We start from the raw sequence: 14,242 nt of genomic DNA, 5'->3' as shown, positions 1-14,242 counted from the left end.
AGGATGCCGCGATCAGCGCCCAGGGCGAGGGCGGTACGAATCTGTTCCTGAGCGGTTTTAGGACCGATGGAAACCACCACGATTTCAGACGCGATGCCTTTTTCTTTCAGGCGTACGGCTTCTTCTACGGCGATTTCACAGAATGGGTTCATGGCCATCTTGACGTTGCTCAGATCAACATCAGTGTTATCGGCCTTTACGCGCACCTTGACGTTGTAGTCGATCACGCGTTTTACAGCGACGAGAATTTTCATGTTGTGGCTCTGTTGTTTTTTGCAGGTCTTGTTCTTGTTATGCCGATCCGCTGCAACGGAAGCTGTACCTCTGGCACAGCTTCCGGGTCCTCTCACTCTCTATTGCAAGGACAGAGCAGAGCGGATCAGAGGCTGATCACACGTTCGGACGGCTGGGCACTGTAGAGGTCTTCCACGATGTCAGCACGGTTGGTCAGCACGGCGTTCTGGTTGATCGAACCCTTGTCAGTGATCTCGTGAGCATCCAGACGGGCTGGCTGGTCGAGGATCACCAGACGTTTGATCAGGTTGGAGCTACCGGTGCTGGCGCTGGCCATTTCGCTGATCAGGCGTTCGAACACTTCACGCACGTGCGGATGACGGCAGATGTCGGCATCGGTGTACTGGGCGTTGTTCTGTACCAGCTGACGCAGGTGTGCCATGTCCGGGAATACCATCACACTCAGGTAGCTGCGGTCACGACCGGCAACTACCAGGTCCTGTACGTAAGGAGCACAGTGGTGAATTACGAATTGACGCAGGCCACCAACGGACACCCAGGTACCGGTATCCAGTTTGAAATCTTCGGAAACCCGGCCGTCAAAGCGGAAACCGCGCTGTGGCTGGCTTTCGTCCAGATATTTCAGGGCGTCACCGAGACAGTAGAAACCTTCTTCGTCGTAGGCTTTGGCGGTTTTTTCAGCATCACGCCAGTAACCCGGAGTGATCGCCAGACCACGCACACGCACTTCCAGTTTGCCGGCATTCGGGATCAGTTTGATCTCGGTGCCCGGGGTTGGCAGACCAACCACACCAGAGGCGCTTTCTTCCACGGAAGTGAACAGCGCCGCCGGACCGGTTTCGGTAGCACCGAGGCCAGTCATCATTGGCACTTTTTTGCCGGTGTACTGGATTGCCAGTTCATCCAGCGCGTCCCAGACGTGTTGGGCCAGACCAGCTCCGGCGAAGAACATCATCTGCAGCTGACTGAAGAATTTGGTAGCAATGTCCGGGTTCTGCTTCAGCTCGTGGACCATCAGCTCGTAACCTTTCGGCACGTTGAAGTAGATGGTTGGTGCCACATCACGCAGGTTGGCCAGCGTGGTGTGAATGGCTTTCGGAGTCGGTTTACCCTGGTCGATGTACAGGGAGCCACCGTTGTAGATCACCATGTTGACGTTCTGGTTGCCACCGAAGGTGTGGTTCCACGGCAGCCAGTCGATCAGTACCGGTGGTTTTTCTTTCACAAACGCATAGAAGCCGCTGATCATTTCCTGGTTGGCACACAGCATCTGCTGGGTGTTAATCACGCCTTTTGGCATGCCGGTAGAACCGGAGGTGAACAGCAGTTTGGCGACGGTATCAGCGTTTACCCGTGCTGCGGCTTCTTCAACAGCAGCGGTTGCTTCAGTTGCCAGCAGGGTGCTGAAGTCGGTGAACGGGTTCTTGATATCTTCGCGAGCGTGGGCACTTTCAACGGCAACCACTGGCACGTTGTTGGCGACTACCGCGTTGATGGCATCACAGAACGGGCCGAGGTTGTCGGCAAATACCAGACCCGGAGTCAGCAGGTCGATGATATGACGCAGCTTGCCGAAGTCGGTGGAAATGGTGGAGTAGGCCACTGAAATCGGTGAGTACGGAATACCCACGTGCATGGCGGCCAGCGAAACCAGCAGGTGTTCGGTGCTGTTGCCAGACAGGATCGCAATCGGGCGTTCGGTGCCCAGTGGTTGGCCATCCACACGCACGTCCAGCAGCCATTGGGCAATGGCGCGAACCTGCTTGAGGGTTTCGGCGTAAGTCAGTTCAACCCAGTGACCGTCGACATGGCGCTGGGCCACACAAACACGATCCGGGGTTTTGGCAGCCCACTGTTCGAGGCAGGCGGTGATACGTTCCGGGTATTCTCCGAGCGCATCAATCGTACGGATGATCTGGGTGCCATCAGCACGTTTGATCACTTCTACCGGGTGGTTAGCGATGTTGATCGGGTGAAAATCGGCCAGCATGTGAAAACTCCTTCGTCCACCTTTGTTGTTATGGTGTGAACGGTTGTCTGGTTTCCGGCTGCCACCTCGGCGTCGGTGACAGCGCTGTTTATGTATTTGTTGTCGTTATGGTTGGCGCGACCTGGGCCGCGCCAGAAACTGCTGCGTTGAGGTCCGTGCCGGGCCCCGGTTATTCCACAAACTGGTAACTGCCCAGACCGGCGTCGGCACAGGCGACGGTCTCCAGCTGGGCAAACAGGCCCGGCAGGTGGTGGGCAAAATAGAACTGGGCGAGCGCAATCTGGTTCTGGTGATACACCGGGTCTTCATTGGCGGCGATCTTGTCGCTGGCGTAAGCAGCGATTTCCGCCAGCTGCCAGCCACACAGCAGGGTGCCAAGGGCTTCCAGCAGGGGTACGGAACCGGCGTGCAGACGCAGTTGCTGATCGTCACCGGCACCCAGCAGGGCTTCGATGCGGCTGCTGGTTGCCCGGCAGGCGTTGGTCAGCTGTGCGGCCATTACCGCCAGAGCGGCCTGATCACGACTGCCCAGACGCTCAGCACTGCTGCGAACATCGGTAAGCAGGGTGTTGAGGGCATTGCCCTGGTCGGCCAGAATCTTGCGGAACACCAGGTCACGCGCCTGAATACCGGTGGTGCCTTCGTAGATGGTGATAATGCGAGCATCACGCATGAACTGGGCAACGCCGGTTTCTTCGACAAAGCCCATGCCGCCGTAAACTTGCACACAGGTGCCAGCCATACGGTTGCCTTCTTCGGTAGAGAAGGCCTTGAAGATCGGGGTCAGCAGCGCCACGCGATCGCGCAGGGCTTTGACTTCGGCCTTGTCGGTGCTGTGTTCGGACAGATCAATCAGGGCTGCAATCAGGTAACCGATGGCGCGCAGTGCAACGGTGCGTGAATGCATCGACAGCAACATGCGCTGCACATCCGGGTGCTCAACAATGCTGACCCGCTGGCCAGAACTGTAGTGGCTGCCCTGGGTACGTTCGGTGGCGTAACGCAGGCTGTGCTGGTAACTCATTTCACCGATACCCACACCCTGGATACCGGTGCTCAGACGGGCTTCGTTCATCAGCACGAACATGGCCATCAGGCCCTTGTTCTCTTCACCAATCAGCTCGCCGATACAGTCATCGTTGTCGCCGTAACTCATGGAACAGGTCGGGCTGCCGTGCAGACCCATCTTGTGTTCAATGCCGGTACAGGCAACGTCGTTGAACGCACCGATACTGCCGTCTTCCTCGATGCGGAATTTCGGTACCGCAAACAGGGAGATACCACGGCTGCCAGCCGGTGCATCCGGAGTGCGAGCCAACACCAGATGGACGATGTTCTCGGCCAGGTCGTGGTCACCGTAGGTGATAAAAATCTTCTGACCCTTGATGCGGTAAGTACCGTCGCCTTGTGGCACCGCCTTGGTGGTGGTGGCGGCGAGGTCGGAACCGGCATTGGGTTCGGTCAGGGCCATGGCAACGGTCCAGCGACCGCTGACAATGGCTTCCAGATAACGGGCTTTCTGGGCGTCAGTACCGAAGTGCGACAGGATTTCACTGCAGCCCTGACTGAGCGCGTGGAACATCACAAACGCAAGGTTGGCCGACAGCCACATTTCATTCACCGGCTGGGCGATGAACTTCGGCAGCTGCTGACCACCAAAATCGGCGGACATGGCGAGACCCATCCAGCCACCCTCGTTGAACTGGTCGAACGCGTTCTTCCAGCCATCCGGAGTGGTGACGCTGCCGTTGTCAAAACGACAGCCCTGTACATCACCCACGGCATTCAGTGGGGCCAGTACACCACGGGCAAACTTGCCGGCTTCTTCCAGCACAGCGGCAACAAAACTGCTGTCGAATTCGGCCAGCGTTTCGTTCTGTTCAATACCGGTCTGCTGACGCACTACATCGAGTGCAAACAGCATGTCCTTGAGGGGGGCCAGATACTCGCTCATAAGACCTCCGCTTACTTCGCAGCCATACGGATGGCGCCATCCAGACGGATGGTTTCGCCGTTTAGCATGCAGTTCTCGATGATTTGCTGCGCCAGCTGAGCGTATTCGTCCGGCTCACCCAGGCGTGGTGGGAACGGCACAGAAGCCCCCAGAGACTGCTGAACTTCCGGTGGCAGAGCATCCATCATCGGAGTGCGGAACAGGCCCGGAGCAATGGTCATCACCCGGATACCAAAACGCGCCAGTTCACGGGCGATTGGCAGGGTCATGGCGCAGACACCGGCTTTGGAGGCGGCGTAACCGGCCTGACCAATCTGGCCATCAAACGCGGCAACCGATGCAGTGTTGATGATCACACCACGTTCACCAGAAGCTTCCGGCTCGTTGTGTTGCATCTTGTCGGCAACCAGACGCAGCACGTTAAACGTGCCCAGCAGGTTGACCTTCAGAGCACGTTCAAACGACGCCAGACGGTGTGGGCCTTCGCGGCCAATCACCCGTTCTGCACCCGGAATACCGGCGCAGTTGATCAGGCCGTGAATCGGGCCGAAGGCTTCCACGGCGCTGTTAACACAGGCCTGTACGGATTCTTCGCTGGTAATGTCAGTGGTGCAGAACAGGGCATTGGCGCCCAGTTCCTCAACCAGTGCCTTGCCTGCTGCTTCGTTGATATCCGCGAGGGTCACACGGGCGCCCTGGGACAGCAGACGGCGAGCGGTGGCAGCTCCCATACCGGAACCGGCACCTGTCACGACAAAATGCTTGTTGTTGATCTGCATGATGATTACTCCAGGAGTACCGAATTACTTCTTCTTGCGGTTCAGGAAGGCGTCGATACGCTCTTTCACTTCGCCGCTGGTCTGGGTGATACCGGTGATCAAGGATTCGGTGTACAGACCGTCATCGCTGGACATGTTGTCGATACGGCTCAGACCGGTCGCCATCGCCCAGTTGGAGAAGCGGGAGTTGGTGGCGATGGTTTTGGCCAGTTCCAGAGCCTTGGCCATGGATTCGCCTTTTGGCACCACGTAGTGAGCCAGACCCAGACGTTCGCCCTCGTAGGCATCCAGGGTACGGCCAGTCAGCATCATTTCAGTCATACGGCCAGCGCCGATGGTGCGGGCAACCCGTACAGAAGCACCACCACCTACGAAGATGCCGTGACGGCCTTCTGGCAGGCGGTAGAAAGTGGATTCGTCAGACACACGAACGTGAGCACAGATAGCCAGCTCCAGACCGCCACCGATGACCGCGCCGTGCATGGCGGCCACAATCGGGATACCGCTGTTCTGGATGTGGCTGAAGGTGCGGTGCCACATGCGGGAGTGCAGAACCACTTCGAATGGTTCGCGGGCAGTGTGTTCGGACAGGTCCAGACCGGAGCAGAACTCTGGGCCGGCACCGGAGAACAGAATCACGTTCAGGCCATCGGGCAGGTTGGTGAACACATGCTCGATTTCCAGACAGAGTTTGTCGTTGATGGCGTTTTTCTTTTCCGGACGGTTCAGAGTCAGGTGACCGATGTTGTTGTCGACAGTAAAGGTCAGGTGCTGGTAGTTGCTCATGGCAGCCTCTGTGCGTTGTTCTTGTTGTTGATGCGAGCCGTACCGGTTGGACGGTCAGTTTTGTTTGAAATCAATATAGTTTAGTTGCTAAACAATTGGCAATAGGCCTAACCCGCTTCGCCGCAAAAATTGTTGTGCATGTAAACAATGTGCATTTCAGGAATGACCTGGCCGACCACAGCATCCGGATAAACGAGGTCTGATCATAGATAGCCTTTTGTATAACCATCTATTCAGGTTTTGGTATGTGTGTATTGGTTTTTGCTATAGCTACCATCGGAACGCCCGCTACATGCGGGTTGGACACCGATGGCTGACTCGGCCGAAAAATGCCGATAGTGGACTATGTGATCAGAAACTGGCGACTGAGACCGCATGGCGGGCTGCTATCGATTCGGTAAATGGCATGAATCTATGCAAAAAATGAATAGTGTCTATCTCGATTTAATTATACCCACATGCTGCAGGGTGTTAGTTTTTGGCCCGAAACCACAGCAGCCCCGCAAACCTTGCTGCTGCTGGTGAGAGCATGGTAGCTGACTAAACTGTTGTTGACATCAACAGTTTGGCAGATAACTATAGCTTTGCGTGTCATAGTGAGCCCGGACTCCAGAACACGCTGGGTAATAAACCTATAACAATAACAAGGTGCACAACATGAGATTCAAACATTTGCTGGTAGCCCTGGGGCTTTCCGTTGCTGGTATGACTTCTGCTATCAACGTGAACGCTGCCGAGCCTGAATTTACATTCAAGCTGCATCACTTCCTGCCTCCTATGTCGATGGCCCACCAGAAATTCCTGGAGCCATGGGCAAAGAAAGTGATGGAAGAATCCAATGGCCGCATCAAGATTGATGTATTCCCGGCCATGCAACTCGGCGGTACCCCGCCACAACTGTTTGACCAGGCCCGTACTGGCGTGGCCGACATCACTTGGACCGTAGGTGGTTACACTCCGGGTCGTTTCCCGAAAGCAGGTGTATTCGAGCTGCCATTCATGCCAGCATCTGCCGAAGTGACCAGTATGGCGATTGAAGAATACGCCGAGCAGGAAATGCAGGACGAACTGAGTGAAGTGAAAATCCTCGCTGTTCACACCCATGCTCCTGGCTCACTGCACTCCCGTGAAAAAGAAATCCGTACCGCCAAGGATGTTGAAGGCCTGAAACTGCGCGCGCCAAACAAGGCGATGGCAGAAGCCTTTACCATGCTGGGTGCTTCCCCTGTCTTTATGCCGGTAACCCAGATGCCAAGCGCCCTGTCCAAGGGTGTTCTGGACGTAGCGGTACTGCCGTATGAAGTGGTCAAGCCGATGAAAGTGCATCAGCTGGCCGGCAAAAACACCGAAATCGTGGGTGACCGCGGTCTGTACGCCCAGTTCTTCCTGTTCAGCATGAACAAGGATGCCTACAACAAGCTGCCTGCCGATCTGAAGAAAGTGATCGACGACAACTCCGGTATGGAACTGGCTCAGCACATTGGTCAGCTGTTCGACGAAGCTGAACAGGTTGGTAAAGACGCTGCTATCGCTGAGAAAAACAGCTTCTACACCCTGACTCCGGAAGAAACCGCGAATTGGAAAAAGCTGATGCAGCCGGTAACCGATTCCTGGATTTCCGACATCACTGCAGACGGTGCCAATGGTCAGGCACTGTACGACAAGGCTAATGGACTGATCGCCAAGTACCAGAAGGTGGTTGAAGCGAAATGAGTAACGTTGCCCTGACTCAGCCAGGCTGGCTGATGCAGGCGCGTCGCGGTTCAGCATGGTTGTCCCGTCAGATGGCTCTGACGGGCGGCCTGATCATGCTGGCACTGGCCACCATGTCGGTGGTCAGTATTACCGGACGTGCCTTGTTCCATATGGCTATTCCTGGTGACTATGAATTGGTGGAAGCCGGTCTGGGGATTTCCGTATTCCTGTTTCTGCCGGAATGTCACCGTCAGAAAGGTCACGTAATCGTAGACGTATTTACCAACCATCTGTCGCCGTGCAAACGTGGTTTCCTCGACATGATTGGTGATGTGCTGTTCCTGGTTGCTTCTGCCGTAATGGCCTGGCGCCTGTTTGAGGGTGGTGTGGATGCCCACAACTACATGGAACAAAGCATGATTCTCGAACTGCCGCTGTGGATTGTGTACGCCGTAGGTGTGTTTTCGAGTGTGGTGGTGGCCATCAGTGCCATCGAAAATATTCTGTCGTTTGTAACCGGAGCCCGTGATGAGTAATACCGAACTGGCAATGGTCATGATTGTGGCACTGCTGGTCATGATGAGTTTCCGCGTGCCGATTGCGCTGTCGATGATGGCCTGTGGTGCTGTTGGTTATGGCATTCTGGCGGGTCCTGCTTCGGTTCTGAACTACATGGGTTCGGTACCGGTATCCAAGTTTTCATCGGATGACCTGGCCGTTGTGCCACTGTTTATCCTGATGGGTGAGCTGGCCACCCGTGCTGGTATTACCCGTGAACTGTTCCGTACCTGTAACACCTGGATTGGTGAACTGCGTGGTGGTCTGGCCATGGCAGCGATTGCAGGTTGTGCGGCATTTGGTGCGATTTGTGGTTCGTCTCTGGCCACGGCTTCCACCATGGGCAAGGTTGCCCTGCCGGAAATGAAATCTCATAAATACGATGGTGGTCTGGCAGCCGGTGCTCTGGCCGCGGGTGGTACTCTGGGTATTCTGATCCCACCATCCATGGTACTGATCATCCTGTCGGTTCTGACTGAGCAGAACATTGCCAAGATGTTCCTGGCAGCATTTGTTCCAGGCATTCTGGCCGCACTGGGTTACATGATCGCCATCGCGATTTACGTGCGTCTGCACCCGGCTGCTGGTCCTGCTGGAGAAAAAACCAGCTGGAAACAGAAATTCAAATCCACCAAGGATGTGTGGCACATCACCACCATTTTCCTGATTGTTCTGGGTGGTATTTACGGCGGTATTTTTACCCCGAACGAAGCGGCGGCTGTGGGTGTATTCCTGACCGCAGTACTGGCGTTTACCCACGGCAAACTGCGTCTGGGAGAATTCAAGGACGCACTGATCAAGACTGCTATTTCCACTGCGATGATCTTCTTCATCGTCCTGGGCGCCGACCTGTTCAGCGTGTTTATCGCCATGAGCCAGCTGCCATCGGTTGGAGTGGAGTTTATTCTGGGTGCTGAGCTGTCACCGTATCTGGTACTGACCATCATGTTGATCAGTTACCTGATTCTGGGCTGTTTTATGGACAGTCTGGCGATGATCCTGCTGACTATCCCGATTTATTTCCCGGTAATCGCCGCCATGAACTTCGGTATTCCGGAAGCGGATCTGGGTATCTGGTTCGGTGTGATTGCGCTAGTGGTGGTGGAAGTTGGTCTGATCACTCCGCCGGTTGGTATGAACGTGTTTATCATCCAGTCCTTCGACAAGGACCTGAGCCTGACCCAGTGCTTCAAGGGTGTGATTCCGTTCCTGCTGTCCGACTTCATCCGGGTCGTGCTGATGGTGATGTTCCCGGCGTTGACCCTGACGTTGGTACACCTGATCGGCTGATACTCTTCGAGGAGCAATCACAACAAAACGCCGGGCTTGCCCGGCGTTTTGCTTTTTGGCGTCTGGCCGGACCGCGATCGGATCTGGCGACTACTCGGCTTGTTAATTGGCCTGACCGTTTGCCCTCTTGGGGGACCTTGTCCCCCGGCCGGGCGGGCCTCCCCCTGCTTTTGCCCGACTGGGCTCGTGTCTCCGGTTTTCACCGACAACGGCGTTTCGACCCCGGCCCGATGGCACGTCCCTGTGCCAACGGGCCTTGCGAGGCATCCATGCCTCGGCTGGGTCGGCCGTTGCGGTGAATCCCGGCTCGCCCAGATGGGCATTAGGCAGCCAGCTGCGCTGGGGGAAATCGGTGTTGATTTATACTGTTCGTCTGGCGTCTGGCCGGGCCGCGATCGGATCTGGCGTCCGACGCTTCGCGGCTACTCGGCTTGTTAATTTGCCTGGCCGTTTGCCCTCTTGGGGGACCTTGTCCCCCGGCCGGGCGGGCCTCCCCCTGCTTTTGCCCGGCTGGGCTCGTGTCTCCGGTTTTCGCCGACAACGGCTGTTCGACCCCGGCCCGATGGCTCGTCCTTGTGCCAACGGGCCTGGCGGGGCATCCATGCCCCGGCCGGGTCGGCCGTTGCGGTGAATCCCGGCTCGCCCAGATGGGCAATTAACGGTGACCAGCTGCGCTGGGCGAAATCGGTGTGGATGGATACTGTTCGTCCAGCGTCCAGCGTCCAGCGTCCAGCGTCCAGCGTCCAGTGTCCGACCGGGCTGCAACCGGTATTCAGACGTCCCAGCTGTCGACGTAGGGCAGGGTGGCGTTGGCGTGTTCTCGCATGAGGGCTTCGGCGCGGGCGGCTTGGCCGCGGCTGATGGCGTCTACTATGGCGTGATGTTGCAGATGGGCGTAATAGAAGCGGCGGAATTCGCGTTCTGGCTGGCTTTTATCCACCGCCAGCGCTTTTACCGATGCAAATGGCAGATGGCTGCTGCGGCTGAGGGCATCGGCGACGGCGGGGTTGCCGCTGGCGTCGACAATGGCGTCGTGGAAGCGGCAGTTCATTTCTTCGTATTGCTCGAAGTCGGCTTCTTCCAGACTGCCTGCGGCAAACAGACGATCACCGTCACGCAAACACTCGCGCAGTATGGTCAGTAATTCTTCACTGGCTCCTCGCTCCACCGCCTGGCGTACTGCCAGACCTTCCAGAACGCCTCGTACCTCGACCGCGCCGGCAATTTCGCCACGGGAGATGGCGCGGATGGTGTAGCCACGGCCACTTTTGATCAGAAACCCTTCCTGCTCCAGCGCGCTGAATGCCATACGCACCGGCATACGGGAAACCCCCAGCAGCTCGGCTGTCGGGATTTCGGCCAAACGGCTGCCACCAGCCAGTTGGCCGTCCGCAATCATGTTTCTCAGGGTCACCAGTACCTGTTGGCCGGTTGTTGCCATGCGTGAATCTCCAGCAATCGTGTCGGTGCGATTCTAACACGGTCGTTCAGGTGTTGATGGATCCAGAACAGGCCAACGCATCCGGTTTGAATGGATCCAATTGAGCCATAAAGGTTGATTTGCACTTGGTTTTGACTGGGTTAAGCGGTTTAATTGGATCCAATTAAGCAGTCCGAACGATAACAACAAGAATTCGAGGTACTCCCATGTTCATCAAGAATGCCTGGTACGTAGCCTGTACTCCCGACGAAATTGCCAACGGCCCGCTGGGGCGGACCATCTGTGGTGAGAAGATCGCGTTTTACCGTGACGACGAAGGCAAGGTCGCCGCGGTGGAAGATTTCTGCCCACACCGTGGCGCGCCACTGTCGCTGGGTTATGTCGAAAACGGCAAGCTGGTGTGTGGATACCACGGCCTGGCCATGAATCGTGATGGCAAAACCGCCAGCATGCCGGGCCAGCGTGTACGGGCATTCCCGTGTGTAAAACCGTTTGCGGTGATCGAGCGTTATGGTTTTGTCTGGGTATGGCCAGGCAAGGCCGCCGAAGCGCGTGAAGACCTGCTGCCACAGTGCGAATGGGCCGAAAGCCCGGACTGGGCCTACGGTGGTGGTCTGTATCACATCAATTGTGATTACCGTCTGATGATCGACAACCTGATGGACCTGACCCACGAAACCTACGTGCACTCCACCAGTATCGGCCAGAAAGAAATCGACGAGGCCGCACCAGAAACCACCGTGTCCGGTGACGAGGTGATCACTGCCCGTTATATGGAAAACATCCAGGCGCCACCGTTCTGGCAGGCCGCCATGAAATTCAACGATCTGGATCCAACCGCAGCGGTTGACCGCTGGCAGATCTGCCGTTTTTCACCACCAAGCCATGTGATGATCGACGTGGGTGTGGCGCTGGCCGGTAACGGTGGTTTTGAAGCCGCACCACAATTCAAGGCATCCAGCCGTGTGATCGATTTTATTACTCCGGAAACCGAAACCTCCCACTGGTACTTCTGGGGCATGGCCCGCAACTTCAAGCCGTCCGATGTGGAGCTGACCAACACCATCCGCGAAGGTCAGGGCAAGATTTTCGGCGAAGATCTCGAAATGCTGGAGCGTCAGCAACAGAACCTCAGCCTGTGGCCAGAGCGTGAACTGCTGAAGCTCAACATCGACGCCGGTGGCGTGCAGTCACGCAAGATCATCGACCGTCTGTTGGCGGAAGAAGGGAACGCCTGATGGACAGCCTGCTCAACGTTCGTATTCGCAATCTGCATGAGGCCGCCGAAGGGGTTCGCAGTTATGAACTGGTGGCGCTTGATGGTGGTGAACTGCCCGCCTTCAGCGCCGGTGCCCATATTGACCTGCATCTGCCGAGTGGCCTGATTCGCCAGTATTCCTTGTGGAATGCGCCGGGTGAAACTCACCGCTACTGCATTGCGGTACTGCGTGATCCGGCCTCCCGTGGTGGTTCTCAGGAAGTGCATGAACGTCTGCAGGAAGGTGATCAGCTGACCATCAGCGCGCCGCGTAATCATTTTGCCTTGCAGGCTGGCAAACGGGTGCGCCTGTTTGCCGGTGGTATTGGTATCACGCCGATTCTGGCGATGGCGTATGAACTGCAGCAGCAACAACGCGAGTTCGAACTGCACTACAGCTTCCGTCAGCGCTCGCAGGCGGCACTGCTGGAATATCTGCAGGACGGGCCATTAGCGAGCCGCAGTCATCTGCATTGCAGTGGCGAAGGCAGCCGTATGGACAGCGTTCAGGCGCTGGCCAATCCGGCCGCCGATGAACAGCTGTACGTCTGTGGATCGCAGGGGTTTATCGACCAGATTCTGGCCAGCGCTCGTGCCGCCGGTTGGGCCGACAGCCAGTTGCATCGTGAGTATTTCAACGTCGAAACGCCAGTCAGTGATGTGCCTGCAGGCAGTTTTGAAGTCCGCGTCGGCAACCGCAGTTTTAACGTGGGCGCCGACCAGACCGTTGCCGACGTGTTGGCCGCTAACGGCCTGGCAGTGGCGGTGTCATGTGGCAAGGGTATTTGTGGCTCCTGCCTCACTACCGTACTGGAAGGTGAGCCAGACCATCGCGATCTGTATCTGACCGAGGAAGAACAGGCCGCCAACGACCAGTTCACGCCTTGTTGTTCACGCGCCAAAAGCTCGTATCTGGTGCTGGACCTGCCGGGTTAACCGGCACGCCCAAACGCAGCGGACGGCATGAACAGAAAGGGGAGTTTCCCCATTTGGGGCAACCACGGGGCAACATTGGTGCCGCCGTGAGAAAGGATTCCAATAACCGACGATAACAATAAAAAGGGTACACACTCATGAAAATCAAACGCGTAATTGCGGCTCTGGCGCTGGTATTTGGTGGATTTTCCACCACGGCTGCCCACGCCGAAGCGGAATACACTCTGAAACTGCACCACATGTTGCCGCCAATGTCCGGCGCGCACCGTGACTTTATCCAGCCCTGGGCCGACAAGGTCGAAAAAGACTCTGGCGGTCGTTTGCACATCGAAATTTATCCGGCCATGCAGCTGGGTGGCACGCCACCACAACTGTTTGACCAGGCCCGTACCGGCGTTGTTGATCTGATCTGGACCGTGGGTGGTTACACCCCGGGTCGTTTCCCGTCGGCTGGTGTGTTTGAGCTGCCGTTTATGCCGGTCAGCGCCGAAATCACCAGTAAGGCCCTGCAGGAATACGCCGAGCAGGAAATGCAGGAGGAATTAAAAGATGTCCACCTGCTGGCCATGCACACTCACGCACCGGGCAGCCTGCATAACCGCGAACACTCCATTACCCGTGAAGCGGACCTCAAAGGCATCAAGATGCGTGCCCCGAACAAAATCATGGCCGATGCCATGACCGATCTCGGTGCCAGCCCGATGTTTATGCCGGTGACCCAGATGACCTCTGCCCTGTCCAAAGGGGTGGTGGATTCCACCATGCTGCCGTTTGAAGTGGTATCCCCACTGAAGATCCACGAACTGGTGAAATACCACACCCAGTTTGCGGGTGACCGTGGTCTGTATACCCAGTTCTTCCTGTTTGTGATGAACAACGACAGCTATAAAAAGCTGCCTGCTGATCTGCAGAAAGTGATCGATCAGAACTCCGGTGTGGAATTGGCCGGTTTTATCGGTCGGGCGTTCGACAAGAACGAACAGGCTGGTCTGGAGATCGCCAAACAGCGTGGTAACACCTTCGAAACCCTGAGTGCCGAAGAAACCGCCAAATGGCGTGCCGACATGCAGCCGGTTACCGATGGCTGGATCAAGGAAATGACCGAAGCAGGCCATGACGGCAAAGCCCTGTATGAGAAGGCCAACGCCCTGATCAACAAATACAGTGAGGCACGTGTAGCGCGTTCCGAATAACACTTCTACCTATAGCTGCCGCTCCGGGATTGGCAGTAACCCCACGGATAGCTCGATCCGTGGGGTATTTTGCTGATAAGCATATTTAATTGGTGGACTGATCAACA

At 56.6% G+C, this 14,242-nt stretch carries 12 protein-coding genes; 6 read left to right on the top strand and 6 right to left on the bottom strand.

All coding sequences use genetic code 11. The annotated features are described in order from the left end of the window. The 5 genes from OUO13_RS19985 to OUO13_RS19965 form a co-directional block, all read right to left on the bottom strand. On the bottom strand, nt 1-254 hold a 254-nt coding region (locus tag OUO13_RS19985), incomplete at its 3' end, for an electron transfer flavoprotein subunit beta/FixA family protein (protein ID WP_428982373.1). A 125-nt stretch (nt 255-379) separates the two neighbouring features. After that, nucleotides 380-2,245 (bottom strand): feruloyl-CoA synthase, encoded by a 1,866-nt coding sequence (locus tag OUO13_RS19980; RefSeq protein WP_283175674.1) that lies wholly within the window; start codon nt 2,243-2,245, stop codon nt 380-382. Nucleotides 2,246-2,414: 169 nt separating this feature from the next. Continuing rightward, on the bottom strand, nt 2,415-4,199 hold the full coding sequence (locus tag OUO13_RS19975) for an acyl-CoA dehydrogenase family protein (protein ID WP_283175673.1): 1,785 nt from the start codon (nt 4,197-4,199) through the stop codon (nt 2,415-2,417). Nucleotides 4,200-4,210: 11 nt separating this feature from the next. Beyond that, nucleotides 4,211-4,978 carry a 3-hydroxyacyl-CoA dehydrogenase gene (locus OUO13_RS19970; RefSeq protein ID WP_283175672.1) on the bottom strand — a complete coding sequence of 256 codons (768 nt, stop codon included), beginning with the start codon at nt 4,976-4,978 and terminating at the stop codon, nt 4,211-4,213. 24 nt (nt 4,979-5,002) lie between these two features. Next, the gene (locus OUO13_RS19965) at nt 5,003-5,764 is read right to left on the bottom strand and encodes a crotonase/enoyl-CoA hydratase family protein (protein ID WP_283175671.1); all 762 of its coding nucleotides are present in this window, start codon (nt 5,762-5,764) and stop codon (nt 5,003-5,005) included. A 657-nt stretch (nt 5,765-6,421) separates the two neighbouring features. Between OUO13_RS19965 and OUO13_RS19960 the strand changes: the two genes are divergently transcribed. Genes OUO13_RS19960 through OUO13_RS19950 form a run of 3 tightly spaced genes read left to right on the top strand, consistent with a single transcriptional unit; the run spans nt 6,422 to nt 9,307 of the window. Beyond that, nucleotides 6,422-7,477, top strand: coding sequence for a TRAP transporter substrate-binding protein (locus OUO13_RS19960; RefSeq protein WP_283175670.1), 1,056 nt, complete (start codon nt 6,422-6,424; stop codon nt 7,475-7,477). Next, nucleotides 7,474-7,995, top strand: a complete 522-nt coding sequence (locus OUO13_RS19955) for a TRAP transporter small permease (RefSeq protein WP_283175669.1) — start codon at nt 7,474-7,476, stop codon at nt 7,993-7,995. The genes OUO13_RS19960 and OUO13_RS19955 overlap by 4 nt, the downstream gene beginning before the upstream one ends. Beyond that, complete coding sequence (locus OUO13_RS19950) at nt 7,988-9,307, top strand: TRAP transporter large permease (RefSeq protein ID WP_283175668.1); 1,320 nt, start codon at nt 7,988-7,990, stop codon at nt 9,305-9,307. The genes OUO13_RS19955 and OUO13_RS19950 overlap by 8 nt, the downstream gene beginning before the upstream one ends. A 772-nt stretch (nt 9,308-10,079) precedes the next feature. Here the strand turns inward: OUO13_RS19950 and OUO13_RS19945 are convergent. Continuing rightward, a complete protein-coding gene (locus tag OUO13_RS19945; protein WP_283175667.1) occupies nt 10,080-10,748 on the bottom strand; it encodes a GntR family transcriptional regulator in 669 nt (222 codons plus the stop codon). A 206-nt stretch (nt 10,749-10,954) separates the two neighbouring features. Here OUO13_RS19945 and OUO13_RS19940 point away from each other — a divergent pair, with 206 nt between their 5' ends. The 3 genes from OUO13_RS19940 to OUO13_RS19930 all read left to right on the top strand — a co-directional run bounded on the left by OUO13_RS19940 (nt 10,955) and on the right by OUO13_RS19930 (nt 14,135). After that, nucleotides 10,955-11,986, top strand: a complete 1,032-nt coding sequence (locus OUO13_RS19940) for an aromatic ring-hydroxylating dioxygenase subunit alpha (RefSeq protein WP_283175666.1) — start codon at nt 10,955-10,957, stop codon at nt 11,984-11,986. After that, the gene (locus OUO13_RS19935; RefSeq protein WP_283175665.1) at nt 11,986-12,942 is read left to right on the top strand and encodes a PDR/VanB family oxidoreductase; all 957 of its coding nucleotides are present in this window, start codon (nt 11,986-11,988) and stop codon (nt 12,940-12,942) included. The genes OUO13_RS19940 and OUO13_RS19935 overlap by 1 nt, the downstream gene beginning before the upstream one ends. Nucleotides 12,943-13,079: 137 nt before the next feature. Continuing rightward, on the top strand, nt 13,080-14,135 hold the full coding sequence (locus tag OUO13_RS19930; RefSeq protein WP_283175664.1) for a TRAP transporter substrate-binding protein: 1,056 nt from the start codon (nt 13,080-13,082) through the stop codon (nt 14,133-14,135). The last annotated feature ends 107 nt before the right edge of the window (nt 14,136-14,242 follow it).

The organism is Parathalassolituus penaei (assembly GCF_026626885.1).
Lineage (GTDB): Bacteria > Pseudomonadota > Gammaproteobacteria > Pseudomonadales > Oceanobacteraceae > Oceanobacter > Oceanobacter penaei.
Note: the sequence above shows the minus strand (reverse complement) of the source record. Positions and strands in the feature narration are given on the sequence as shown.